The 25630-nt window shown below is 72.9% G+C and carries 20 protein-coding genes; 6 read left to right on the top strand and 14 right to left on the bottom strand.

Going from position 1 to position 25630, the window contains the following annotated elements; genetic code table 11:
• Positions 1-159: 159 nt before the first annotated feature.
• A complete protein-coding gene (locus GV126_RS19995; protein WP_159668668.1) occupies positions 160-309 on the bottom strand; it encodes a hypothetical protein in 150 nt (49 codons plus the stop codon).
• Between the two features lie 285 nt (positions 310-594).
• Here GV126_RS19995 and GV126_RS19990 point away from each other — a divergent pair, with 285 nt between their 5' ends.
• Entirely contained in the window at positions 595-1011 is a 417-nt protein-coding gene (locus GV126_RS19990) for a hypothetical protein (protein WP_159668665.1), read from the top strand.
• Positions 1012-1091: 80 nt separating this feature from the next.
• Here the strand turns inward: GV126_RS19990 and GV126_RS19985 are convergent, their stop codons facing one another.
• The 4 genes from GV126_RS19985 to GV126_RS19970 form a co-directional block, all read right to left on the bottom strand.
• Positions 1092-2858 (bottom strand): serine/threonine-protein kinase, encoded by a 1767-nt coding sequence (locus GV126_RS19985; RefSeq protein WP_159668662.1) that lies wholly within the window; start codon positions 2856-2858, stop codon positions 1092-1094.
• Between the two features lie 144 nt (positions 2859-3002).
• On the bottom strand, positions 3003-5831 hold the full coding sequence (locus GV126_RS19980; protein ID WP_159668659.1) for a serine/threonine kinase C-terminal domain-containing protein: 2829 nt from the start codon (positions 5829-5831) through the stop codon (positions 3003-3005).
• Positions 5832-5970: 139 nt separating this feature from the next.
• Positions 5971-8094 (bottom strand): serine/threonine-protein kinase, encoded by a 2124-nt coding sequence (locus GV126_RS19975; protein ID WP_159668656.1) that lies wholly within the window; start codon positions 8092-8094, stop codon positions 5971-5973.
• Positions 8095-8412: 318 nt separating this feature from the next.
• Entirely contained in the window at positions 8413-10119 is a 1707-nt protein-coding gene (locus tag GV126_RS19970; protein WP_159668653.1) for a glycerol-3-phosphate dehydrogenase/oxidase, read from the bottom strand.
• A gap of 290 nt (positions 10120-10409) precedes the next feature.
• On the opposite strand from GV126_RS19970, the gene GV126_RS19965 reads away from it, so the two are divergent.
• Positions 10410-11618, top strand: a complete 1209-nt coding sequence (locus GV126_RS19965; RefSeq protein WP_159668650.1) for a nucleotide sugar dehydrogenase — start codon at positions 10410-10412, stop codon at positions 11616-11618.
• A gap of 357 nt (positions 11619-11975) precedes the next feature.
• Here the strand turns inward: GV126_RS19965 and GV126_RS19960 are convergent, their stop codons facing one another.
• From GV126_RS19960 to GV126_RS19945, 4 genes are all read right to left on the bottom strand, one after another.
• Complete coding sequence (locus GV126_RS19960; RefSeq protein WP_159668647.1) at positions 11976-13100, bottom strand: GuaB3 family IMP dehydrogenase-related protein; 1125 nt, start codon at positions 13098-13100, stop codon at positions 11976-11978.
• A gap of 106 nt (positions 13101-13206) precedes the next feature.
• Positions 13207-14709 carry an IMP dehydrogenase gene (gene guaB, locus GV126_RS19955; protein WP_159668644.1) on the bottom strand — a complete coding sequence of 501 codons (1503 nt, stop codon included), beginning with the start codon at positions 14707-14709 and terminating at the stop codon, positions 13207-13209.
• 168 nt (positions 14710-14877) lie between these two features.
• Positions 14878-15465: a sigma-70 family RNA polymerase sigma factor gene (locus tag GV126_RS19950; RefSeq protein WP_028420720.1), complete on the bottom strand. Its 588-nt coding sequence runs from the start codon at positions 15463-15465 to the stop codon at positions 14878-14880.
• Positions 15466-16075: 610 nt separating this feature from the next.
• Complete coding sequence (locus GV126_RS19945; protein ID WP_003948568.1) at positions 16076-16687, bottom strand: response regulator transcription factor; 612 nt, start codon at positions 16685-16687, stop codon at positions 16076-16078.
• 382 nt (positions 16688-17069) lie between these two features.
• On the opposite strand from GV126_RS19945, the gene GV126_RS19940 reads away from it, so the two are divergent.
• The gene (locus GV126_RS19940; RefSeq protein ID WP_159668641.1) at positions 17070-17399 is read left to right on the top strand and encodes a WhiB family transcriptional regulator; all 330 of its coding nucleotides are present in this window, start codon (positions 17070-17072) and stop codon (positions 17397-17399) included.
• A 206-nt stretch (positions 17400-17605) separates the two neighbouring features.
• Here the strand turns inward: GV126_RS19940 and GV126_RS19935 are convergent, their stop codons facing one another.
• A complete protein-coding gene (locus GV126_RS19935; RefSeq protein ID WP_159668638.1) occupies positions 17606-18511 on the bottom strand; it encodes a LysR family transcriptional regulator in 906 nt (301 codons plus the stop codon).
• Between the two features lie 81 nt (positions 18512-18592).
• On the opposite strand from GV126_RS19935, the gene GV126_RS19930 reads away from it, so the two are divergent.
• The 3 genes from GV126_RS19930 (at position 18593) to GV126_RS19920 (ending at position 20979) form a co-directional block, all read left to right on the top strand.
• Positions 18593-19273: an MOSC domain-containing protein gene (locus GV126_RS19930; RefSeq protein WP_159668635.1), complete on the top strand. Its 681-nt coding sequence runs from the start codon at positions 18593-18595 to the stop codon at positions 19271-19273.
• A 115-nt stretch (positions 19274-19388) separates the two neighbouring features.
• Positions 19389-20162: an SDR family NAD(P)-dependent oxidoreductase gene (locus tag GV126_RS19925; RefSeq protein WP_159668632.1), complete on the top strand. Its 774-nt coding sequence runs from the start codon at positions 19389-19391 to the stop codon at positions 20160-20162.
• 109 nt (positions 20163-20271) lie between these two features.
• Positions 20272-20979: an ester cyclase gene (locus GV126_RS19920; protein WP_159668629.1), complete on the top strand. Its 708-nt coding sequence runs from the start codon at positions 20272-20274 to the stop codon at positions 20977-20979.
• A gap of 56 nt (positions 20980-21035) precedes the next feature.
• On the opposite strand, the gene GV126_RS19915 is transcribed toward GV126_RS19920, so the two are convergent.
• The 4 genes from GV126_RS19915 to GV126_RS19900 all read right to left on the bottom strand — a co-directional run bounded on the left by GV126_RS19915 (position 21036) and on the right by GV126_RS19900 (position 25544).
• Positions 21036-22316 (bottom strand): ATP-binding protein, encoded by a 1281-nt coding sequence (locus GV126_RS19915; protein WP_159668626.1) that lies wholly within the window; start codon positions 22314-22316, stop codon positions 21036-21038.
• A gap of 175 nt (positions 22317-22491) precedes the next feature.
• Positions 22492-24117 carry a chaperonin GroEL gene (gene groL, locus GV126_RS19910; RefSeq protein ID WP_159668623.1) on the bottom strand — a complete coding sequence of 542 codons (1626 nt, stop codon included), beginning with the start codon at positions 24115-24117 and terminating at the stop codon, positions 22492-22494.
• A 110-nt stretch (positions 24118-24227) separates the two neighbouring features.
• Positions 24228-24536: a co-chaperone GroES gene (groES, locus tag GV126_RS19905; RefSeq protein ID WP_028420727.1), complete on the bottom strand. Its 309-nt coding sequence runs from the start codon at positions 24534-24536 to the stop codon at positions 24228-24230.
• Positions 24537-24914: 378 nt separating this feature from the next.
• Positions 24915-25544: a polysaccharide deacetylase family protein gene (locus GV126_RS19900; protein WP_159668620.1), complete on the bottom strand. Its 630-nt coding sequence runs from the start codon at positions 25542-25544 to the stop codon at positions 24915-24917.
• Positions 25545-25630: the final 86 nt, after the last annotated feature.

Below are 25630 nucleotides of genomic sequence, written 5' to 3'. Positions count from 1 at the left end.
CGCGCGCCGCCCGCGCACGGCGGGAGGGGGGAGGGGGGGGGGTAGAGGGGATGGCGTAGAGCGCGCGAGGGGGGCCGCCCCCCCCCGGCCCGCGGAGGGGGCAGTTTCGTTTCCGCGCCCGCCGCATCCGCGGCCGCGGGTGCCGCATCCGCAGAACCCTTACGCCGCCCCGGCCGCCGGAGTGCCCGGGGCGGCCGGGGCGGCGTAAGGGTTCTGCGGATGCGGCACCCGCGGCTGCGGATGCGGCGGGCGCAGCACGAAACTCGTCGGCTCGTCGGCCTGGTGGCGAGGTCCCCCGTTGTCGCTCATACGTCCTCCCCATCGCGGCCCCCGCCGCGACTCCACCGTGGTGGCCAGGCGGTCACAGAGCCGTGACGTAAGACCTGACTCGACGATCGACGGGCTCAGGTCACGTCGGGCGGCCGGGCTCAGGGCGCATCGGGCCGCCAGCCCTGGGGGTGACTATTTTCGGCCAACCTGCTTCAGAAAACACATAAAGCGTGACAAGCCATACAGGGATACACGCCATGCAGAGCAAACCGGACGGCTTGAATCACGCTGTTACATGGATCACGAGACCCTTACGTTTTCCTTATGAAAAACACAGTGAAGCGACTTTCTGTCACGGGATTCGCAGCGGTGGCGATTTTCGCCACGACCACGGTGGGCAATGCCAGCGCGGCGAGCGGCGGGGCTGCATGCTCGGTGACCGGCGCCTCGGGGAGTCTCTCCTTCACCAACTGGACCGCCAGACATGTGGACATCAGCGGTTGGGTCAAAGACACCGCTGCCGATGGTCGCCATGTCGCCATTCGATTCGTTTCCATAGACAGCGGCACCGGATGGGTGACGGAGTGGCCCTGGCACGCCAATCACAACGGAAACGGAGCGACCATCTCCTTCACCACTTACGCGTCACCCTCCAGCGATACCCTCGACTCCATTGGCGCGCAGGTGGCGGTCATGGACGACGGGGGTACGATTGTCCGTTCCTGCACGGACTACGCCTGACCCCCCGCACCTTCACTCCCGTTGACCTATCGGCCCATGCGACTTTCGGATGGGCCGATAGCCGACCGCGTCATGAGAGATCAACCCTCCTGGAAGCTCCGCAGGATCCAGTCGAACTGCTTGCTGGTGGTGGCCCAGTCGTCGGCCGGCGAGGCGGCGTAGAGGGCGTACTCGGTGCCGTCGCTCTCCATGTACGCGACGTCGATGGCGTGGTAGAGCCCCGGGAAGTAGTGCGGCGGGTCCGTGGCCAGCGCGTCCCAGGTGTATTCCCAGCGGACGCCCGGCTGATCGCGGAAGAGCTCGTCCTTGAGGCTGAGGGTCTTGTAGTCCCGCAGCCGCCGTGCGAGCCGCTGATCCAGGTTGCTCATGTGCTCATACGCGGTGCGGAAGTCCGGCGCGGTGTCGACGGCGATCCGCACGAGGTGCTTGCCTCTGTCCGGAGAGTAGTCGACCTGGCGGATGCCGTCCTGGTCGATGGAGACGGACCGCTTCCACCCCTTGGGCAGGAAGATGCTGAAGCCGACCGGGTCGTGGTGCTGCTCCCAGCCGGCGGGCAGGCTCCCGGCACCGCCCGGCGTGGCGCTGCCGCTCGCGGAGGGCGAGCTCGTGGCCGGAACCGCACCGCTGCTCGATCTGGTGTTCTGCTCCATGCCGCCCCACTCCTGGAAGGCGACCGCCGCGCCACCGCCGAGCACCGCCGCGGCGGTGACGACGAGGGCGAGGGTGCGCAGCCGGCGTCGGGGCCCGGACCGTACCGGCGCCGGACCCCGCGGCACGGGCGCCACGGCCGTCGGCCCGCTCCTGGAACGACCTGGACCCCCCGGTGCTCCGGGGCCGTGGCCGGCCCCCATGAAGCCGGAGCCGGAACTGGTGCCGTAACCGGAAGTGGTGCCGTAGCCGGAAGCCGTGCCATGACCGGAAGCCGTGCCGTAGCCGGAAGTGGGTCCCGTGGTGCTGTACCCCGGGGTGCTCGGCCCACCGGTGTGCAGGCCCGAGCCCTGCGGCGGAATGCCCGCCTGGGCCGCGTGCGGGTGGCGGCCCCCTGCCGCCTCGGCCAGCATCTCCTCGGCCGTCGCCGCGTCCGGGCGCGCGGCCGGGTCCTTGCGCAGCAGTGCGGTGACGACCGGCCCGAGCGGGCCGGCGTGGCGCATCTCGGCGGGCTCCTCGTCGACGACCGCCTGCATGGTGGTCAGCGGCGAGGTGCGGCGGAACGGCGACAGGCCCTCCACCGCGCTGTACAGCGTGGCGCCCAGCGCCCACAGGTCGGAGGCGGGGCCCGGGTCGTGGCCGCGGACCCGTTCGGGGGCCAGGTAGTCGACCGAGCCGACGACCTCTCCGGTGCGGGTGATGGTGGTGTCGCCCTCTATCTGGGCGATGCCGAAGTCGGTCAGCAGCACCCGGCCGTCGTCGGCGAGCAGGACGTTGCCGGGCTTGACGTCGCGGTGCAGGACGCCGGCGGCGTGCGCGGCGCGCAGGGCGCGCAGCACCCACAGCCCGACCCGGGCGGCCTCGGTGGGCTCCAGCCGGCCCCGCTCCTTGACCGCGTCGGCCAGCGAGCGCCCCTCGACCAGCTCCATCACGATCCACGGGCGGTTGTCGTGCTCCAGCACGTCGTGCACGGTGACGACGGCGGAGTGGTTGATCCGCGCGGCGGCGCGGGCCTCGGCCCGGGTGCGCGCGAGGAGGACCGCCTGGTCGCTCTCGGAGACGTAGAGAGCGGCGGTCAACTCCTTTATGGCTACGGCGCGGTGCAGCACCTCGTCGTGTGCGCGCCACACGCGTCCCATGCCGCCGCTGCCGATGGAGTCGGCGAGCCGGTAGCGGCCCGCGAGGAGCAGGCCCTGCATCTGATTCACGTTGCCCCGCAATGTTCTTGACGGGGCCAGCGTAAGGACCGGCCCGTCGGCAGGGAACCGGCGGGGTGTCATGGAGACAGCACTGTGACGGACGGTGCCGGTGTGATCGGCCGCAATTCCAGCGGCCGTTGGCGCTCAGCCGGTGAACCGGTAGGTGGCCGAGGCCTGTTCGTACACGGTGTTCACCTCGTCGCGCTGGGTCTCGGGGCCGCGTACCTGCACCACGTGGTAGCGGCCGTCGAGGAGGATGGCGACGTTGCGCACGAACAGCTCGCGCCCGTCGGTGTCGTTCCAGGTGAACTGGCCCTCGGCCATGGTGGTGCCGCCCACCTGGATGGTGCGCAGCCCGGAGGAGGTGGCCCAGCTGGAGTCGCGGTAGGCGCGCAGCTCGCTCTCCTTCTCCCGCTGGTAGGCCATCGGGTCGCTGCCGAACTCGGCCGCGCTGTCCCGCCCCGGCACCACGATCAGCTCGAAGTCGCCGTGGGAGTAGACCACCTGGCCCTGGCCGTCCGGCGGGGTGCGGGTCCAGCTCTTGGGGACGGCGACCTGGAAACCCGCCGGGTCCTCGCGCAGGGCGAAGCCGTGGGCGAGGTCCGGGCCGGTGGTCTGCGTCTGGGCCGAGCCGGTCGAGCGCGCCGAACCCGCCGACCGGTCCGGGGTGTTGCCGTCGCCCGGTGCGGTCCGGCCGGGTGCGGGCGCCCCGCCGTCCGCCCCGTTCCCGTCACCCGAGGACGCCGGGGCGGGGCTCGCCTCGCCGGCGCTGCGGGTCCGGTCGCCGCCGGCCGCGCCGTCGTGTCCGGCTTTCGGCATGAACAGCATCGCGTAGGCGACCGCACCGGCCAGCAGGAGCAGGATCAGCAGGAGCAGCACGCGGCCGAGGCTGCGCGGGGAGCGCCCCGGCCGCCCGGACCGCTTGTGCCGGCCGTGGTGCGCGGGCAGCTGGGCACGCCGGCGGCGCACCAGTTCGCCGCGTCGGCGCACCACGGGCAGCCGTGCCGTCTCCTCGGGCGGCGGCGCGGACACCACGTGCGCGCCGGCCTCCGGCTCGGGCGCGGACCGCACCAGCGACCGCAGCCAGCCGGCGAGTTCCTCCACATCCGGCCGCTCGGTGGGGTCCTGACGCAGCAGCGACTCCACGACCGGGCGGAGCGGGCCGCACTCCTCGGCGAACGCCGGTGGCTCGGCGCACACCATCTGCACCAGCTCGGCGGTCGACTCCTCCGGGTACGGCGCGTGCCCCTGCACGGCCCGGAAGAGCAGCGCGCCCAGCGCCCACAGGTCGGTGGCGGGGCCGATCGGCGCGGCCAGCTGCCAGTTGGCGTGCACGGGACCGGCCTGCTCCGGCGCCCAGCGCTCGGTCACCGGTCCCACCACGGTCATCCGCGCCTGGCGCGCCCGCTCGGCGTCCAGCGCGGTGACCGGACCGCGCGGGGCCGGGCCGCCGGCGGGGCCGCCGGGACGGGCGGGAGCCGGGACGGCGCCCGGGGCCGCGGCAGGCCCGGGGTGCGGGGCAGCACCCTGGGCGGCGCCAGGCCCGCGATGCGCGGCGGCACCGTAGTGCGGAGCGGTGCCCGGGTCCTGCTGCTCGGCGGCGCCGTGGTCGGTGGCGGCGCCCTGCGGGGGAACGGCGCCCGGGGCGGCAAGGCCGCCGCCCGCCGCGGGGCCGGGCGGCGGTGCGGACTGCCGCGGGCCGACCCCGGTGCCTTCGGCGGGAGGGGCGGTACGTCCTTGTCCAGCGGGCGGGGCCGTACGCCCCTGTCCGGGCGTCCCGAGGACGCCGTACGGGTCGGCAATGCGGCCCGGGGGCACCAGGCGGGTCTCGTCCTCGGCGGGCGGCCGGGCGCCGGGCAGGGCGGTGTGCGCGGCCCGCTGGGCCGCCTGCACCCGGGCCGCCGCCCGCGCCCCCGCGCGGTAGGCGGCGATCGCGCCGGCGCGGGCCGCCCGGACGTCCCCGCCGCCGTGCGGCGCGGTCCCCGCGAACGTCCCCGGGCCGTCGTCCGTACGGCTGCCGGGCAGCGGCAGCGCGCCGGCCGCACGGCGCGCCTCGATCGCGGCCCGTCGCGCGGCCTCGGGGTCCGCCGCGGCAGCGGCCGGGCCGGCCGCCGGGCCCGCGAGGCCGGAGCCTGTGCCGATGTCGGTGCCGATGCCGGTGCCGGTGTCGGTGCCGGTGCCGGCGTCAGGGAAGGTGCCGGTGTAAGGGCCGGTGCCCGTGCCGCCGTCGCCTCCGGTACCGGTCGCCCGCTCGATGCCGCCCGGCGGGTCGCTCCCGACCTGCGGGCCGGCCTCGCCGTCCTGGTCCGGCACGGGGTCGTACCCGCACAGTGCCTCCTCGGCCGCGCCGACCGCGAGGCCGGTCAGCATCACGCGGCCGTCGTCGCAGACGAGGACCGTGCGGGCGGTGATGTTGCGGTGCACCCAGCCGTGGCCGTGCAGCACCCGCAGCGCCATGAGGAGGTCGGAGGCGACCTCGGCCGCCCGGTACGGCGTCAGCGGCCGCTCGGCCAGCAGCGCCGCCAGCGGTCGCGCGGCGACCAGTTCGCTGGCGATCCACAGCGAACCGCCCTCGGTGAACACGTCGAAGACCTGGTCCAGACGCGGGTGGTCGGGGATCCGGGCGGCGGCCTGTGCCGCCTCGACCGCCCGCCGCCCCGCCGGATCGGCGGGCCGCCGCGTCGCCGCGCCCCGCCGGCCCGGCGCGCCCGCACCGGCCGCGCCCTGGGCGCGCGACGGAAGCCGCCAGGAGGCGCCGTCGCGCGCCGTGAACCCCTCCGGCAGCCCGTCCGGCAGCCCGTCCGCGTCGAGCACCTCCGCCTCGACGACCTCGGGCAACGGGACCTGCCGCAGCAGGACTTCCTGTCCGCTGTAGGTGTCGAAGGCCCGGGTCTCGGTCGGTTCGTACTCGTCGGACGGAGGCAGCGGCAACCGGTAGCGGTCGGCGAGCACCCGGCCCGCATAGTCGTCCACGTTGCCTCCCCCGGGTGCCGCACGGTCGGTCAGTTCCGTTCGCCATGCGTCCCGTTCGCGATGCTTACGGTGCGCAATCACTCACGATACGTGCCGGAGGCGACCCGTACCGAGGGGATGCCGTATCTCGTCCGGCATCTCACTTGGCCGCTGTCCCGGCTTCTCCCTTGGGCTGGAACGTCTTCGTCAGCGTCCGCCAGGTGTCGCGGCGCAGGTCGTCGTCCCAGTGGTCGGCCTTGGCCGTGTACATCAGGGCGTAGCCCTGGTGGTCGTCGACGACGAACCCGCGGTCCACGGTGCGGTACCGGGTGCCGCCGTCGACGGAGGTGAACTCCCAGTCGGCCGCGTTCCAGCCGCGGTAGCCCACCTTCTCGATGCGGATGCGGTGGTACTGCTCGCGGACCATGTAGCGCTCCTGGTTCTTCCAGTCGGCCACCGGGTCGTCCTTGGGCGTCGACGTCCATGCGACGAGCAGCTTCTGCCCGTCGGGCCCGGTGAAGCGGGCCCCCGCGGAGTCCGTCTTCGTGTACGACCAGCCCTTGGGCAGCCCGATGGAGAAGCCCTGGTCGCCCTTGTACGTCTTGACGGCGTCCGCCGCGCTGTCGTCGCCGTCGTCCGAGGCGTCCTCGGCCGAGCCGTCGGCGCCGGAGGCGGTGGTGCCGGAGGTCGCGACGGCGGAGCCCTGCGGGTCGCCCGCACCGGACGCCGCCGTCGCGGAACCGCTCTGCTCGCCGTCGGTGTGGCTGCCGCCCGCGCCGTCCGTGGCCGCGCTCGCGGAGGCGCCGGCCGGGGTGCGGGCGGCGCCCTTGTCGCCGCCCTTGTCGTCACCGCCGAGGGTGAGGACGAGCACGGTGCCGAGCACGGCGAGCACCACGACCACCGCGATGACCACCAGGGTCCGCCGCGGCACCACGTCGGTCAGCGGCGCCCTCGGGACCGGCCGCGAGGGCAGGTCCAGGTCCGGCGGGGGCACCACGGGCCACCCGTTGCCGCTGCGGCCGGCCTGGGTGCCGGCCGGGCCCGCGGCGGTCGTACGGGCACCCGCGCCGGCGCCCGCCGTGCCGGACGCGGCGGCGGAGACGGCGGCCGAGTCCCGGGCGCCGGCGGCCGGGACGGTGGTCCCACCGGCCGTGCCCGGACCGCCCGCGGCGGGCTTGCCACGGCCCTGGGTCGCCGTCCCGGCCGACACGGCGGCCTTGCGCACGGACCCCAGCGCGCCCCGCAGCCGGTCGGCTGCCTCCTCGCCGCGCCCGCCCCCGACCGCGGCACCGGCAGCTGCACCGGCGCCCGCCCCCGCCGTAGCCGTACCGCCCTTGCCGGCGCGCCGGTCCGGCTGCGCGGGCAGCGGCACGACCTTCGTGGCGTCGGCGGGCGGCTCCGGCCCGGTCTCCTTCGGGTCGGGCGCGTGGATGACGGCGTTCAGCATGGCCCGGGCGCCCGCGTCGTCCAGGCGCTTGGCCGGGTCCTTGGTGAGCAGGCCGCAGATGACGTCACGCAGCGGACCGGCGTTCTTCGGTTCCTCCAGCGGCTCGGTCATCACCGCCGTCAGCGTGGCGATCGCCGACCCCTTGTCGTAGGGGGGCGAGCCCTCCACGGCCGCGTACAGCAGGCCGCCGAGCGACCACAGGTCGGCCGCCGGTCCGGGCTTGTGGCCGCGGGCGCGCTCCGGGGAGATGTAGGAGGGGGCGCCGACCAGCATGCCGGTGGAGGTGATGGACGGGTCGCCCTCGACCTGGGCGATGCCGAAGTCGGTGAGCACGACCCGGCCGTCCTCGGCGATGAGCACGTTGGAGGGCTTCACGTCACGGTGCAGGATGCCCTGGCGGTGCGCCGAGCGGAGTACGTCGAGGACCGCGAGGCCGACCTCGGCGGCCCGCCGCGGCTCCAGGACGCCGTCCTCGCGGATGACCTCGGCGAGCGACTTGCCCTCGACGAGTTCCATGACGATCCACGGCCGGTCGTCCTCGTCGACCACGTCGAACACCGTCACCGCGCTGGTGTTGCGGATCCGCGCGATGGCCTTGGCCTCGCGCAGCGTGCGCGTGATCAGGCGCCGCTTCTCCTCCTCGTCGATGTTCGACGGGAACCGCAGCTCCTTGACGGCCACCGTCCGGCCCAGGGTCTCGTCCTCGGCCCGCCACACCGTGCCCATGCCGCCGCGGCCGAGTACGTCCCCCAGCCGGTACCGCCCGGCGAGAAGACGCTCGCTGTTGTCCTGACGAGTGTCCTGACGGGATGCCCCCGCCCGCTCCGCCTCCGACATGCGTCCCCTCATACAACCCGCCCTGACAGAGCCTCCATTGTCTCTCACGCGACAAGTGCTCGACGCCCAGGGTGGCCCTGCGGGCCCCCCGGGCGTCCGCTGAACAGCCCACTCGCCGCTGCCGGATGAGGAAGCGCGGGCCGCGCGCGGCGGCCCGGGGCAGCGGCGCTCCGGACGCTCCCGGCCATACCCGCCGGGCTGCCGGACACGCCTGCCGCGGGGGCGGGTGCCGCGGAGGTCGCGCCTGCCGCGGAGGTGGCGCGTGCTGCGGAGGCCCCGCATGCCGCAGCGGTGGCGCATGCCGCGGCGGTGGCGGTGCTACAGCGGCACGATGTCCGGTGCGCCCAGGCGGGCCGCGTCGGCGGTCAGGTCGTCGGGCTGGCGCTGCGACTCGCGTTCGGCCTCGACGCGCTTGTGGTAGTGCTCCACCTCGCGCTCCACCTGGTCCTTGTCCCAGCCCAGCACCGGTGCCATCAGCTCGGCGGCCTCGCGGGCGCTGCGCGTGCCGCGGTCGAAGGTCTCGATGGATATGCGGGTGCGCCGGGTCAGGACGTCGTCCAGGTGGCGGGCGCCCTCGTGGGAGGCGGCGTAGACGACCTCGGCGCGCAGGTAGTCGTCGGCGCCCTGGAGGGGCGCGCCGAGCGTCGGGTCCTCGGTGATGAGGTCGAGGACCTCCTGCGCGGCCGTGCCGTAGCGGTTCAGCAGGTGTTCGACGCGGACCACGTGCAGGCCCGTGCGGGCGGCGATGCGCGCCCGCGCGTTCCACATCGCCCGGTAGCCCTCCGCGCCCAGCAGCGGGACCTCCTCGGTGACGCAGTCGGCGACCCGCGTGTCCAGGCCGTGCACCGCCTCGTCCACGGCGTCCTTGGCCATCACCCGGTAGGTGGTGTACTTGCCGCCCGCCACCACGACCAGGCCCGGCACGGGGTGGGCGACGGTGTGTTCCCGGGAGAGCTTGCTGGTGGCGTCGGACTCGCCGGCCAGCAGCGGCCTGAGCCCGGCGTACACGCCCTCCACGTCGTCGCGGGTCAGCGGCACCGCCAGCACCGAGTTCACATGGTCCAGCAGGTAGTCGATGTCGGCGCTGGAGGCGGCCGGGTGGGCCTTGTCGAGGTCCCAGTCGGTGTCGGTGGTGCCGACGATCCAGTGCCGGCCCCAGGGGATGACGAACAGCACGGACTTCTCGGTGCGCAGGATCAGCCCGGTGGAGGAGCTGATGCGGTCCTTGGGCACGACCAGGTGGATGCCCTTGGAGGCGCGGACGTGGAACTGGCCGCGCTCGCCGACCATCGCCTGGGTGTCGTCGGTCCACACGCCGGTGGCGTTGACGACCTGCCGGGCGCGGATGTCGTAGTCCTCGCCGGTCTCGACGTCCTGGACCCGGGCGCCGACGACCCGCTCGCCCTCGCGCAGGAATCCGGTGACCCGCGCCCGGTTGGCCGCCTTGGCGCCGTAGGAGACCGCGGTGCGCACCAGGGTGGCCACGAAGCGGGCGTCGTCCATCTGGGCGTCGTAGTACTGCAGGGCGCCGACGAGGGCGTCCTTCTTCAGGCAGGGCGCCACCCGCAGCGCGTGACGCCGGGTCAGGTGGCGGTGCAGGGGCAGTCCGCGGCCGTGGCCGCGGGCCATGGACATGGCGTCGTAGAGCGCGACGCCCGAGCCCGCGTACAGCCGCTCCCAGGCCCGGTGCTGCAGCGGATACAGGAACGGCACCGGCTTGACCAGGTGCGGAGCCAGCCGCTCCAGCAGCAGGCCGCGCTCCTTGAGCGCCTCGCGCACCAGGGCGAAGTCCAGCATCTCCAGATAGCGCAATCCGCCGTGGATCAGCTTGCTGGAGCGGCTGGAGGTGCCCGAGGCCCAGTCGCGGGCCTCGACTATGCCCGTGGACAGGCCGCGTGTGACGGCGTCCAGGGCCGTGCCCGCGCCGACCACGCCGCCGCCCACGACCAGGATGTCCAGTTCGTGCTCGGCCATGTCCGCCAAAGACGCGGCGCGCTGCGCCGGCCCCAGTGTCGCTGTCCTCACTGCCGCCTCCCGCTGTGTCTCGCGCCGGCCGCACCCGTCGGGCGAAGCCCGTCCCGTCCCTCCCGGGTCCCCCGCGTTCCCCTCATGCCCAGATTCTCACCGGCTTGCCCGTCTTCAGCCACCAGTCGCCCGCGGCCTGTGGACAACTCGGGTCGGTTCACCCGGAAACACGCTGGTCAATCCCGCAAAACGGTCATATTTACTCCTAGTCTGACAGTGCACTCGCTCGCCCTGTCCCCAGGACTTGCGTGCCTGCTCCGCCTCGGTTATTGGGAAGGACGGCCCACGCCATGCCCGCAGATCTCGCCGTCATCGGACTCGGTCCTCTCGGCCTGCCCCTGGCCCAGGCCGCCGTCGCCGCCGGCATCCCCACCCTCGGCTACCACACCGGGGAGGAACCCGGCGCCCTCAGCCCCGCCGAACTGCGCCGGATGCTCTCGGGGGGCTTCCGGCCCGCCACCGACCCCGCCGCGCTGGGCCGGGTGCGCACCGTCGTGATCTGCGCGCCCACCCCGCGCGGCGCGGACGGCCGGATCGACCTCACCCAGCTGGAGACGGCCGCCCGCGCGCTCGCCGGGCACCTGCGCCCGCACACCACCGTGATCCTGGAATCCCCCGTGCTCCCGGGCACCACCGAGGACTTCCTGCGCCCCCTGCTGGAACAGGGCTCGGGCCTGCTCGCCGGCCGCGACTTCCACCTCGCCCGCTCCCCCAGCCGCGTCGCCCCCGGCACCCGCGCCTCCACCCCGGCCAACACGCCCAAGGTGATCGGCGGCCTCACCCCCGCCTGCACCGAGTCGGCCGCCGCGTTCTACGGCCGGCTCACCGACAAGGTGGTCCGCGCCCGCGGGCTGCGCGAGGCCGAGACGGTCCAGCTGCTGGAGACCAACTACCGGCACGTGAACATCGCCCTGGTCAACGAGATGGCTGTGCTCTGCCACGACCTGGGCGTGGACCTGTGGGACGTGGTGCGCTGCGCGGAGACCAAGCCGTTCGGCTTCCAGGCCTTCCGCCCCGGCCCCGGCGTCGGCGGCCACGGCGTCCCCCAGGACCTGTCCGGCCCGGCGGGCCGCGGCCTGCGCATGGTGGAACTCGCCCAGAAGGTCAACAACCGCATGCCCCGCTACGTCGTCCAGCGCGCCGCCACGCTCCTCAACGAGCACGGCAAGTCCGCGCGCGGTGCCCGCGTCCTCCTGCTGGGTGTCACCTACAAGCCCGACCTCGCCGACCTCCAGGGCACGCCCGCCGAGGAGATCGCCGACCGCCTGACGGGCCTGGGCGCCTCGGTCAGCTACCACGACCCGTACGTGCCCGCCTGGAGCGTCCTGGACCGCCCGGTCCCGCGCGCGGACGCGCTGTACGAGGCGGTCGCGGAGGCCGACCTGACGATCCTGCTCCAGCACCACCGCACGTACGACCTGCAGGGCCTGTCGGTGAAGGCCCAGCTGCTGCTGGACACCCGGGGGGCGGCACCGCTGGGGGCGGCGCATCGGTTGTGAGGGGGCGGTTGTGAGGGGGCGCGTGGGGGTACGTAGGCGGCAGATGGTGGCCCGTGGGGCGCTGCGCGGGTACCTTACGGGGCCGGGTGGAGCCCACCGCAGCGGGTGCTGCGGCAGGCTCCCGAACGGTTCACGGAGTGTCCGCCCCTACGTCTCTCAGGGGCGGCCGCTCACCGTCCGGAAACCCGCAAGATCCACCTCCGCCGGCACTTCACCGTCCGAAGACGGATCCGATGCCCGCGAGCGGGCTCGCGGTGCCGACCCATGGGGCACAACACGCCCCTGACCAAGGCCACTCGGGCATGCGAAAGGGCCGGTCGCCCACCCGGGGCGACCGGCCCTCGGCCGTTTCGCTGTTTACCGCTTGTGCTGCGAGTCCGCCACCGTCACCTCGACCCGCTGGAACTCCTTCAGCTCGCTGTAGCCGGTCGTGGCCATGGCGCGGCGCAGCGCGCCGAAGAAGTTCATGGAGCCGTCGGGGGTGTGCGACGGGCCCGTGAGGACCTCCTCGATGGTGCCGACCGTGCCCAGGTCGACCTTCTGGCCGCGCGGCAGCTCGGCGTTGACGGCCTCCATGCCCCAGTGGTGGCCCTTGCCCGGCGCGTCCGTGGCGCGCGCCAGCGGGGAGCCCATCATCACCGCGTCCGCGCCGCAGGCGATCGCCTTGGGCAGGTCGCCGGACCAGCCGACGCCGCCGTCCGCGATCACGTGCACGTACCGGCCGCCGGACTCGTCCATGTAGTCGCGGCGGGCCGCCGCCACGTCCGCGACGGCCGTCGCCATCGGGACCTGGATGCCCAGCACGTTGCGCGTGGTGTGCGCGGCGCCGCCGCCGAAGCCGACGAGGACGCCCGCGGCACCGGTGCGCATCAGGTGCAGGGCCGCGGTGTAGGTGGCGCAGCCGCCGACGATCACGGGGACGTCCAGCTCGTAGATGAACTGCTTCAGGTTCAGCGGCTCGTGCGAGGAGGAGACGTGCTCGGCGGAGACCGTGGTGCCGCGGATGACGAAGATGTCCACGCCCGCGTCCACGACCGCCTTGGAGAACTGGGCGGTGCGCTGCGGGGAGAGCGCGGCGGCGGTGACCACGCCGGCGTCGCGCACCTCCTTGATGCGGGCGCCGATCAGCTCCTCCTTGATCGGCGCGGCGTAGATCTCCTGCAGGCGGCGGGTGGCCGCCTGCGCGGGGAGCTCGGCGATCTCGTCGAGCAGCGGCTGCGGGTCCTCGTAGCGCGTCCACAGGCCCTCGAGGTTGAGCACGCCCAGGCCGCCCAGCTCGCCGATGCGGATGGCGGTGGCCGGGGAGACGACCGAGTCCATGGGGGCGGCCAGGAACGGCAGCTCGAAGCGGTAGGCGTCGATCTGCCAGGCGATCGAGACCTCCTTCGGGTCCCGGGTACGGCGGCTCGGGACGACGGCGATGTCGTCGAACGCGTACGCCCGGCGGCCGCGCTTGCCGCGCCCGATCTCGATCTCAGTCACGTTGGTGGCCTTTCCCTGATGCGTTTCAGCGTCTTCCAGTATCGCCGACGCCCATGACAAGGGCGGCCCCGGATGAGTCCGGGGCCGCCCCCTGAAGGACGGCTGCCTACTTGCTGCTGTAGTTCGGCGCCTCGACCGTCATCTGGATGTCGTGCGGGTGGCTCTCCTTGAGGCCCGCGGAGGTGATGCGGACGAAGCGGCCCTTGGACTCCATCTCCGCGATGGTGGCCGCGCCCACGTAGCCCATGGTCTGGCGCAGACCGCCGACGAGCTGGTGCAGCACGTTGGCCAGCGGGCCGCGGTAGGGCACCTGGCCCTCGACGCCCTCGGGCACGAGCTTGTCGTCGGAGGCGACGTCCGCCTGGAAGTAGCGGTCCTTGGAGTACGACCGGCCCTGGCCGCGCGACTGCATGGCGCCGAGCGAGCCCATGCCGCGGTACGACTTGAACTGCTTGCCGTTGATGAAGAGCAGCTCGCCGGGCGACTCCTCGCAGCCCGCGAGCAGGCTGCCCAGCATCACCGTGTCGGCGCCGGCGGCCAGCGCCTTGCCGATGTCGCCGGAGTACTGCAGGCCGCCGTCGCCGATCAGCGGGATGCCGGCCGGGCGGGCGGCGAGGGAGGCCTCGTAGATGGCGGTGACCTGCGGGACGCCGATGCCGGCGACCACGCGCGTGGTGCAGATCGAACCGGGGCCGACGCCGACCTTGATGCCGTCGACACCGGCGTCGATCAGCGCCTGCGCGCCGTCGCGGGTGGCGACGTTGCCTCCGATCACGTCGACGGACACACTCGACTTGATCTTCGCCATCCAGCTCAGCGCGTTGCGGTTGTGCCCGTGCGAGGTGTCGACGACCAGGAAGTCCACTCCGGCCTCGGCGAGCGCCTGGGCGCGCTCCAGCGCCTCCGGGCTCGCGCCGACCGCGGCGCCGACGAGCAGGCGGCCCTCGGCGTCCTTGGCGGCGTTCGGGTACTGCTCGGCCTTGACGAAGTCCTTGACGGTGATCAGGCCCTTGAGGACGCCCTCGTCGTCGACCAGCGGCAGCTTCTCGATCTTGTGCTTGCGCAGCAGCTCCATGGCCTCCGGGCGGGAGATGCCGACCTTGCCGGTGACCAGCGGCATCGGGGTCATGACCTCGCGCACCTGGCGGCTGCGGTCCGACTCGAAGGCCATGTCGCGGTTGGTGACGATGCCGAGCAGCTTGCCGGCCGGGTCCGTGACGGGCACACCGCTGATCCGGAACTTGGCGCACAGCGCGTCGGCCTCGGCGAGCGTGGCCTCCGGGTGGATGGTGATGGGGTTGGCCACCATGCCGGACTCGGACCGCTTGACCAGGTCGACCTGGTTGACCTGGTCCTCGATGGACAGGTTGCGGTGCAGTACGCCGACACCGCCGAGGCGGGCCATCGCGATCGCCATGCGGGACTCGGTCACCTTGTCCATGGCCGCCGACAGCAGCGGGATGTTGACCCGCACGTTGCGGGAGATGCGGGACGAGGTGTCGACCGCGTTGGGCAGCACCTCGGATGCGCCCGGCAGCAGCAGCACGTCGTCGTAGGTCAGCCCGAGCGTCGCGAATTTCTCGGGCACTCCGTCGACGTTGGCAGTCATGACACCTTCCCCAAATGGCCTTGATCGGTGCGGATGTCCATGCTAACGGGAAGCGGAGGCGTCTCATTCCACGATCAGGGACGCCTCTCGGCTTCGTACGTTCCTACCAACATCCGGATCTTCCTGGTGTACCGCCCGGCTCCCGGCCAACTGGCGGGCGGGGCACGGCTACTGCTCGGCGAGGGCCCGCAGGCGGCTCAGCGCCCGGTGCTGGGCCACCCGGACCGCTCCCGGTGACATTCCCAACATCTGTCCGGTCTCCTCCGCGGTCAGCCCGACGGCGATGCGCAGCAGCAGCAGTTCCCGCTGGTTCTCCGGGAGGTTGGCGAGCAGCTTCTTGGCCCACTCGGCGTCGCTGCTGAGCAGGGCCCGCTCCTCCGGGCCGAGCGAGTCGTCCGGCCGCTCGGGCATCTCGTCGGAGGGCACGGCCGTGGAACCGGGGTGGCGCATCGCCGCGCGCTGCAGGTCGGCGACCTTGTGGGCGGCGATGGCGAAGACGAACGCCTCGAAGGGGCGGCCGGTGTCCCGGTAGCGGGGCAGGGCGAGGAGGACGGCCACGCAGACTTCCTGGGCCAGGTCCTCGACGAAGTGACGCGCGTCGCCCGGCAGGCGGGACAGGCGGGTGCGGCAGTAGCGCAGCGCGAGCGGGTGGACCCGGGCGAGCAGATCGTGCGTCGCCTGCTCGTCGCCGTCGACCGCGCGGTGGACGAGGGCGCTGATCGCACCCTGGGCACGTGCCGCCTCGTCGTCGCGCATCGGTCCATGGTGCCTTGGTGCCGTCCGCTCCGTGGCACCACCGTCATGGTTGTGCACCGAAGCGTTATGAGCGGATGCGCCGGAACCCATCCCCTGCGCCCTCCCATTCCGCTCGACCGACTCGTCCCCGAGGAACTCCACACCTCAAGGATGCGGCATCCGCCGGGAAACGAGCAGCGGGCGCCCGGCGGGGCGCACGGCCACCACCCCTCGCCGTGCGGTGGACGGCGGCGCTCACGGCCCACGCCGGCACCGTCCCGGCCGCGCCGCGCGCACTGCGCGGGGGCGCGCGACGCCGCCGGCCCTCGGCTCCTCGTTCCCGTCGTTTTCTTCCCCCGCGGGCAGCGGCGTATCCGCGGACGGAGACGCATCCCCGGACAGCGGCGCACCGCGGACGGAAACGCATCCGCGAGTGGCGTCCCCGTGGACAGCGGCGGGCCCGCAGGCAGGGACGTACGTCCCCGCAGGGGCGGGTCCACGCGGGCGCGTCAGGGCCCGGAGGGAGACACGCGAGAGGGAGAGGTCCGGGGACGGGTGGAGCACGCGTCCCACGCCGACGGGTGGGGCCGGCGCGAGGCGGGCCCCGATCCCGCCCCGCTCCGCCAGGGGTCTACCGCACCAGCCCCCACCGGAAGCCGAGCGCCACCGCGTGTGCGCGGTCGGAGGCGCCGAGCTTCTTGAACAGCCGCCGGGCGTGCGTCTTGACGGTGTCCTCGGACAGGAACAGCTCGCGGCCGATCTCGGCGTTGGAGCGGCCGTGGCTCATGCCCTCCAGAACCTGGATCTCGCGCGCGGTGAGCGTGGGCGCGGCGCCCATCTCCGCCGAGCGGAGCCGGCGCGGGGCGAGCCGCCAGGTGGGGTCGGCCAGGGCCTGGGTCACCGTGGCGCGCAGCTCGGCGCGGGAGGCGTCCTTGTGCAGGTAGCCGCGGGCGCCGGCGGCGACGGCGAGGGCCACGCCGTCCAGGTCCTCGGCGACCGTGAGCATGATGATGCGCGCCCCGGGGTCGGCGGACAGCAGGCGCCGGACGGTCTCGACGCCGCCCAGTCCGGGCATGCGCACGTCCATGAGAATGAGGTCCGAGCGGTCGGCGCCCCAGCGGCGGAGGACTTCCTCGCCGTTGGCCGCCGTCGTCACGCGCTCGACGCCGGGCACGGTCGCGACCGCGCGGCGGAGCGCCTCTCGGGCAAGCGGGGAGTCGTCGCAGACGAGGACGGATGTCATGGCCGCCCTCCGCAGCTGATGCGCGTCACCTTGAGCCTCCAGGCTGGTACGAAGTCGTCACCTGTGCGGTCGACCGTCTCGGACGCCTGCCCGAGCACTTGTGTTTTCAACCGCCTCCGCACTCTCAACGACGGTCACTCGAAAGAGTTACGGGGCCGTACGCCGTTTTCGGCACTCTACGTGAGGGAGCGGACACGGCGCCGACACAGACGTCATACCCTCAACTTTTCATCACAAGCTATGCCCCGTTCAGCCCCTTTTCTTCCCGTTTCACGGTGTCTCGGGCTAGATTCGCAATGAGTCATATTTTCATCTCCTTAGATCGGAGATGTACGGTCGTTGGCACCGTATCCGCCACCGAACGGCTACAAGGGGTCACGCAATGGCAGATTTCTCCCGCCTTCCCGGACCGAATGCGGACCTGTGGGACTGGCAGCTGCTGGCTGCCTGCCGCGGGGTGGACAGCTCGCTCTTCTTCCATCCGGAGGGCGAGCGCGGGGCGGCTCGGAGCGCTCGAGAGAACTCGGCCAAGGAGGTCTGCATGAGGTGCCCGGTCCGTGCGGAGTGCGCGGCGCACGCCTTGGCGGTGCGCGAGCCGTACGGAGTTTGGGGAGGCCTGACCGAGGACGAGCGCGAGGAGCTGATGGGACGCGCGCGCAACCGGCTGGTGACGACCTCGTCGTCCGGCCGGGACACCACGCCGGACGAATGAAGGAACGTTTCTTCAATTACGCGGAGCACGATCACCTGGGCACGCGCACGCGTGCCCTCCCCTTGCAGAGCCTCCGGCGGTCGGCCCGCAAGGCCCCTGACGGCCGACTCGGAGAGCCCTGACGGCCGACTCGGAGAGCCCTCCGGAGAGCCCTGACGGCCGGCTCGCGCTGCGCAACCCCTGACGGTCGGCGCCGGCCGCGGGACCTATCGGGCGCCGGCCCGCACCAGCTCGTCGAGCGTGGCCGCCACCGCCGGCACCTGCGCCAGGTCGGGCAGGGTGAGGGCGACGATCTCCCGCCGCACGGCCGGTTCGAGTTCCACGGTGCGCGCGCCCCGCGGGCGGACGGACTCGACCGCCAGCTGGGGCAGGACGGCGACCCCCAGTCCCGCGCCCACCAGGCCGACCACCGCCGGGTAGTCGTCGGTGGCGAAGTCGATGCGGGGCGTGAAGCCGGCGCCGGCGCAGACCTGGACCAGTTGGCCGCGGCAGCGCGGGCAGCCCGCGATCCAGGGTTCGTCGGCGAGTTCGGCGATGGCGACGGAGCCGGCCCGGGCCAGCCGGTGGCCCTGCGGCACGAGCCCGACGAGCCGGTCGGTCAGCAGCGGCCGTACCACCAGGTCCGTCCACTCCTCCGCGGCCTCCGGGCCCGCGGCGCCCTCGTAGCGGAAGGCGAGCGCCACGTCGCAGTCGCCCTGGCGCAGCAGTTCCACCGATCGCGGCGGCTCGGCCTCCTCCAGGGAGACCCGGGTGCCGGGGTGCGCGGCGCGCAGCGCGGCCAGCGCGGTGGGCACCAGCGTGGAGCTGCCGCTGGGGAAGGAGACGAGCCGGACCCGCCCGGCGCGCAGCCCGGCGATGGCGGCGACCTCCTCCTCGGCGGCGGTGAGCCCGGCGAGGATGCCGCCCGCGTGCCGCACCAGGGCCTCGCCGGCCTGGGTGAGCCGCATCTCGCGGCCGGTGCGGATCAGCAGCGGGGTGCCCACGGACGTCTCCAGGGCCCGCATCTGCTGGCTGACGGCGGGCTGGGTGCAGCCCAGTTCACGCGCCGCCGCGGAGAAGGAGCCGCTGGCGGCCACGGCACGCAGGACACGGAGATGGCGGGCCTCGATCACCCCTCAAGCATAAGCCAGCCTTGGGGCGTGCGCTGAAAAACGCATCGACACTTTGACATCGCTCCCCTACCGTTCGGCGGTATGAAGCTTCTCTCCGTCAATGTGGGTCGTCCCGTGGCCATGCCGTACACCGACCAGCCGGAGGGCGTGACCGGCATCGACAAGCGGCCGGTGGACCACCCGGTGCGGGTGGCGGCGCCCGGACCGAAGGGCGTCGGCGGCAGCGGCCTGGCCGGGGACGCGGTGTGCGACACGCGGCACCACGGCGGCGACGACCAGGCGGTGTACGCGGTGGCCCGCGAGGACCTGGACGAGTGGGAGCGGGAACTGGGCCGCGCCCTGCCGAACGGCTCCTTCGGCGAGAACCTCACCACCTGGGGCATCGACATATCCGGCGCGCTGATCGGCGAGCGCTGGCGCATCGGCTCGCCGGCCGGTCCGTCGGTGCTGCTGGAAGTCACCTGCGGGCGCATCCCCTGCCGCACCTTCCAGGGCCATCTGGGCGAACGGGGATGGGTGAAGAGGTTCACGCGGAAGGGTGCGCCGGGTGCGTACCTTCGGGTGATCGAGCCGGGCGAGATCCGCTCGGGCGACCCGGTCGAGGTGGTGCACCGACCGGACCACGACGTGACCGTCGCCCTGGAGTTCCGGGCCGCCACGACGGACCGCTCCCTGCTGCCGCGGCTGCTCGCGGCGGGTACGGCACTGCACCCGGAGTCCCTGGCGGCGGCGCGCACGTACGTGTCCCGGTACGCCGGCTGACGGCAGGAGGGCGGACGGACACTCCCCGGACGGGCCGTCGTCACCGGGCCGTCACCGATCGGGAGGGCCTGTGCAGAGATCGGGAACGGGCGGGTCGGACCACTAATCTTTCGCCATGACAACGGCTCTGATTACGGGATCGACCGCGGGCATCGGCGCCGCGTTCGCGCGGCGGCTGGCGGCGGACGGACACGACCTCGTACTGGTGGCGCGGGACACCGAGCGGCTGACGGAGCAGGCGACCGAGCTGCACGACCGGCACGGCATCGAGGCGGAGGTGCTGACCGCCGACCTGGCCACCGACGAGGGCATCGAGGCGGTCGCGACCCGGCTGGGCGACCGCCGCAACCCGGTCGACCTGCTGGTCAACAACGCCGGCTTCGGCAACAAGGGCCGCTACCTCGACGTGCCGATGGCCGACGAGCTGCGGATGATCAAGGTGCACGTCGAGGCGGTGCTGCGGCTGACGTCGGCGGCGACCGCGGCGATGCGCGAGCGCGGGCGGGGCGGGGTGGTGAACGTGGCGTCGGTGGCCGCGTTCGTGCCGCGCGGCACCTACGGCGCCTCCAAGGCGTGGGTCGTGCAGTTCACCCAGGGCGCGGCGCGGGACCTGGCGGGCAGCGGCGTACGCCTGATGGCGCTGTGCCCGGGCTTCGTGCGCACCGAGTTCCACCAGCGGGCCGGCATGGGCACGGACAACATCCCGAACTGGATGTGGCTGGACGCGGACAAGCTGGTCGCGGCGGCCCTGACGGACCTGGCCCGCGGCCGGACCGTGTCGATCCCCGACCCGCGCTACAAGGCGCTGATGGGTCTGGTGAAGATGACGCCGCGGAGCCTGCTGGGCGGCGTCACGTCCAGGACGGGCCGCAAGTACGGCCCGCAGTGACGCCGTCGGCCGCGGTGACGCCGTCGGCCGCAGGGAGGCCACGTCACCGCCCCGGTGGGAAAATGGCCTGGTAGGGAACCGGGCCAGGGGGGCTGAGGCGGTCGGCGTCATGACCTTCGTACAGCTCATCGAGTGCAGGACGAGCCGGTTCGACGAGATGAACCGGCTGATCGACACCTGGGTGGAACGGACCGGCGGGAAGCGGACCGCGACCCATGCGCTGGTCGGCAAGGACCGCTCGGACGGTGCGCACATCGTGGAGATGGTGGAGTTCCCGTCGTACGAGGACGCGATGCGGAACTCGAACCTTCCCGAGACCGACGAGGTGTTCCGCGGCATGGTCGCGCTCTGCGACGAGATGCCCGCCTTCACGGACCTGGAGATCGTCCGGGAGGAGCGGCCGGCCGAGGCCGCCGTGCGGCGTCTGCTGGGGACCCTGTCCGGCGCGGCCGAGCTGGGCCCGCTGAACGACCTGATCGACGAGGACTGCCACAGCCACGACCCGATCAACCCGCAGACCACCATCGGCCTGGACGCGATCCGGCGTGAGTTCCGCATGTGGCGCGACGCCTTCGACTCCGCGTTCACGATCGAGGACGTGCTCGCCCAGGACGACCGCGCCTGTGCCCGCTGGTCCTGGAGCGCCACCCACGAGGGCGAGTTCCTCGGCATCGCCCCGACGGGCCGGCGGGTCACCATGACCGGCATGACCCTGGTCCGCTTCGGCGACAACGGCAAGATCGCCGAACTGTGGTGGCAGCACGACCAGCTGGGGCTGCTCCAGCAACTCGGGGCGCTGGACGAGCTGGAGAGCTGAGGCGGACGTCCGCACGGGGCGGTGGGGCGGAGGCAGCCGGGCGAAGGTCGGCGGGCTCAGGGCTCCGCTCGGTGGATGGCTCTGTCCTGGCGTTCCGGCTCGCTGAGGCGGGCGACGAAGACGCTGCGGCCGTCGGACGCCTCCTGCGTCTGGATGCACAGGCCGATCTCGACCAGGCTGCCGTCGCGGTGGAGGGCGGGGACGGTCACCGGGCGGCCGAGGATGTTCGACTGGCCGGTGAGCAGCAGGGAGGTGAAGGCGGCGACGTGCCGCTCGCGCAGGTGTTCCGGGATGATCGCGGTGATCCGCCGCCCGACGAGTTCGCCCGGTCGCCAGCCCAGGAGTTCGGACGCCGCGGGGTTGGCGGCGATGATCCGGTTGCCGTCGTCGGCGGCGATGGCCGGGGTGCTGCTCGCCTGGAGCCGGCTGGGGTCCCAGGCGGCCAGCTCGGGGGGTGTGGTGCTGGGCTCGCGCGGCACCTGGGTCCAGGCGGTGGGCCGGTGCCCGGCGAGCTGGTCGGTGATCTGCCCGAGGAGCCAGCAGTTGAGGGCGTGGATCTGCGGCAGGGCCGGCCGGGTCAGCAGCCGCCCCTGGCGTGCCGCCTCCTGGACCAGGTCGAGGACGCGGGCCAGGGTGTGGACGGCGTCCTGGACGTCGTCGGGGATCTGCGCGCACACCGTGTGCAGGTCTCCGTGGGAGTGTCGCTCGGCCGCGGCCGTCACCCTCGCCCTGACCAGGTGGTTGGTGTCGTGCGCGGTCTGCAGGTCGCCCAGCGGGACGGCGGGCAGGTCGCCCGCGGAGGCCGCCAGCAGCGACTCGCGCAGCAGGGCCTCGCGGTGCATCTGGGCGGCCTTGTGGAGCGCGCCGGGCAGATCGACCAGTTCGACCTCGGTCGCGGCGGTGCGCGCGGGAGGCATGTTCCAGTCGGAGGCCGGCGGCTCGGGGGTGTCGGGCCACAGTTCGAACCAGACCGTCTTGTGGTCCTCGCCGACCAGGACACCGTGGCTGGAGGCCAGCTCCTCCACCATGGTCAGCCCGCGTCCCGTGCCGGCGTACGCCGTACCGCCGGTCCGGGGCACCAGGACGCGGGTGGGCTCCTGATCGCTGACCTGGACGTGCACCCGCCCGCCCACGGCCCAGGCCTGCACCTCCACCTGGGTGTGCGCGTGCACCACGGCATTGGTCACCAGTTCGCTGACCAGCAGCTGCGCGGTGTCCGTCAGATCGGGGTCGACGCCGCCCAGGACCTGACGGACGAACCGCCGAGCGTCGCGGGCGCTCTGCGGTCGCGGGGGCAACCGGCGCGTCGGAGCACCGGCCGGGCCGGGCACAACCATGCCACCAGTGTGCCCGCCCCGCCGCCCCCTGTCGTGCCGATCCCGACCCCGCACCGTCGGCCCACGGGCCCGTCGGTCCGGGTCACGGGTGCGTGTGGGGGCCGGAGACGCCGGTGCCCGGCGCCCCCGTAGGGGTGCCGGGCACCGGGTGTTCCGCTCAGGTGGAGGCAGCAGGTCAGTGCGCGTGGCCGTGGCCGTGGCCCGCGGCGGCCGGCTCTTCCTCTTCCTTCTTCTCGACGACCAGGGTCTCGGTCGTCAGCAGCAGGGAGGCGATGGAGGCGGCGTTCTCCAGGGCGGAGCGGGTGACCTTGACCGGGTCGATGACGCCGGCCTTGATCAGGTCGCCGTACTCGCCGGTGGCGGCGTTGTAGCCGCTGCCCTTCTCCATCTCCTTGACCTTGGAGACGATGACGTAGCCCTCCAGGCCGGCGTTCTCCGCGATCCAGCGCAGCGGCTCGACGACGGCGTTGCGGACGACCGCGACACCGGTGGCCTCGTCGCCGGTCTTGCCGAGGTTGTCCTCCAGGGCCTTGGAGGAGTGGACCAGGGCGGAGCCACCACCGGAGACGATGCCCTCCTCGACCGCGGCGCGGGTCGCGGAGATGGCGTCCTCCAGACGGTGCTTCTTCTCCTTCAGCTCCACCTCGGTGGCGGCGCCGACCTTGATCACGCACACGCCGCCGGCCAGCTTCGCGAGGCGCTCCTGGAGCTTCTCGCGGTCCCAGTCGGAGTCCGTGGTCTCGATCTCGGCCTTGATCTGCGCGACGCGGCCCTCGACGTCCTCCTTCTTGCCGGCGCCGTCGACGATCGTGGTGTCGTCCTTGGTGACGGTGACGCGGCGGGCGGAGCCGAGCACGTCCAGGCCGACCTGGTCGAGCTTGAGGCCGACCTCCTCGGCGATGACGGTGGCGCCGGTGAGGATCGCCATGTCCTGCAGCATGGCCTTGCGGCGGTCACCGAAGCCGGGGGCCTTGACGGCGACGGCGTTGAAGGTGCCGCGGATCTTGTTGACGACCAGGGTGGACAGGGCCTCGCCCTCGACGTCCTCGGCGATGATCAGCAGCGGCTTCGAGGAGTTCGCCTGGATGATCTTCTCGAGCAGCGGCAGCAGGTCCGCGATGGCGGAGATCTTGCCCTGGTGGATCAGGATGTAGGGGTCGTCGAGGACGGCCTCCATGCGCTCCTGGTCCGTGACGAAGTACGGGGACAGGTAACCCTTGTCGAAGGCCATGCCCTCGGTGAAGTCCAGCTCCAGACCGAAGGTGTTGGACTCCTCGACGGTGATGACACCGTCCTTGCCGACCTTGTCCATCGCCTCGGCGATCAGCTCGCCGACCTGCTGGTCCTGGGCGGACAGCGCGGCGACGGCGGCGATGTCGGACTTCTCGTCGATCGGGCGGGCCGAGGCGTGCAGGTCGTCGGAGACGGCCTTGACCGCGGCGTCGATGCCCTTCTTCAGGGCGGCCGGGGAGGCACCCGCGGCGACGTTCTTCAGGCCCTCGCGCACCAGCGCCTGGGCGAGCACGGTGGCGGTGGTGGTGCCGTCACCCGCGATGTCGTTGGTCTTGGTCGCCACCTCCTTCACCAGCTGGGCGCCGAGGTTCTCGTACGGGTCCTCGACCTCGACCTCGCGGGCGATGGTGACACCGTCGTTGGTGATGGTCGGGGCGCCGAACTTCTTGTCGATGACGACGTTGCGGCCCTTGGGACCGATCGTCACCTTGACCGTGTCGGCAAGCTTGTTGACGCCGCGCTCGAGGGCGCGACGGGCGTCCTCGTCGAACTTCAGGATCTTCGCCATGGCAGCGGGAGCCCTCTCGAAATCTTGGTGAACGGCACTGCGCCCCGGGCGCCCGGTTTCTTATCGGTCGCGGGGGCCAGGGGCGCAGCTCAGAGCAGGAATCGAGGTGATTACTTCTCGATGATCGCGAGGACGTCGCGAGCCGAGAGAACGAGGTACTCCTCGTTGTTGTACTTCACCTCGGTGCCGCCGTACTTGCTGTAGAGCACGACGTCGCCGACGTTGACGTCGAGCGGAAGGCGGTTGCCGTCCTCGAAGCGGCCCGGGCCCACGGCCAGGACGACGCCCTCCTGGGGCTTCTCCTTGGCGGTGTCCGGAATGACCAGGCCAGAGGCCGTGGTCTGCTCGGCGTCCAGCGGCTGGACCACGATGCGGTCCTCGAGCGGCTTGATGGCAACCTTGGAGCTGGCGGTCGTCACGATCCGACCTCCCCCTTCGGAGATCTCACGGGGTTAACTGTCTGAGGTGGCGACCAGGTCGATCCGTCGTCGCGGGTGCCGGACCTGCCCGTCGCTTTGTTGGCACTCTCCAGGGGGGAGTGCCAGACCCGAGACTATGACCGTCGTTAGCACTCGGTCAAGCGGAGTGCCAATTGCCTCGTGGCGCGTCGGCGGTGGGGGCGTTTTTGCGGGCGTGGGTCGTGCAGCCACCCCTGCTCGGTGCGGGCCTCCTCCGGGGGCTGCCGCCCCCGGACCCCCCGCTTCGGCCTGAACGGCCTCGTCCTCCAGCACCCGCAAGCTCTTCGAGCAGGGGGCCCAGACGGGCTGGTCTGCGCCGGACTCGGCGCCGCGTTCAGCTCACAGGTAGTCCTCCAGGCGTCCCACCGTCAGGCCCTCCCGCTGGATCGCGCGCAGCAGGCGTGTCGTGCGGGTGTGCAGGGGCGGGCCGTCGACGTCGTCGTCGCCGGCGGTGACCAGGACGATGTCGCCGGGGCGCAGGGCGTGGGGGCCGTGGGCGTAGCGGAGCCGGGTGTCGGTCATGACGGCGCGCCACAGGACGAGGGCCCGGACCTGGCAGTCGGCGGCGGCGCGCACGGTCGTGGCGTCCCAGAGGCCGTAGGGCGGGCGCAGGAGGCGGGGGCGGACGCCGAAGCGGGCGTGGAGCTTGTCGCGCTGGCCGCAGATCTCGGCGCGCTGGCCGGCGTAGGGCAGGTCGCGCAGCGCGGTGTGGTCCAGGGTGTGGTTCTGCAGGCCGGCGCCGACCGACAGCAGGCGGGCGAAGCGGCCGTAGCCGGGTCCGACGACGCGGTCGGTGAGGAACAGGGTGACCGGGAGCCTGAGGTCGCGGACCATGTCGGCGAACCGCGGGTCGCGCTCGGCGCCGTCGCCGTAGGGGAGGGACTGGCTCTTATACACATCCGACGCCGCCGACGACCCCTTACCCCTGGATCTCGGTCGTCGCGCTCGCCCTGTCTCTAAACTACCCACTCCGCCCTCTCCTCTCTCCTCTTCTACTCCGTCCCTAGCAGCCGATCATGTCCCTCCGTGTCTTCCTCCTCTCTCTCTATTCACCA

Source organism: Streptomyces mexicanus (assembly GCF_902506575.1).
GTDB lineage: Bacteria > Actinomycetota > Actinomycetes > Streptomycetales > Streptomycetaceae > Streptomyces > Streptomyces mexicanus.
Note: the sequence above shows the minus strand (reverse complement) of the source record. Positions and strands in the feature narration are given on the sequence as shown.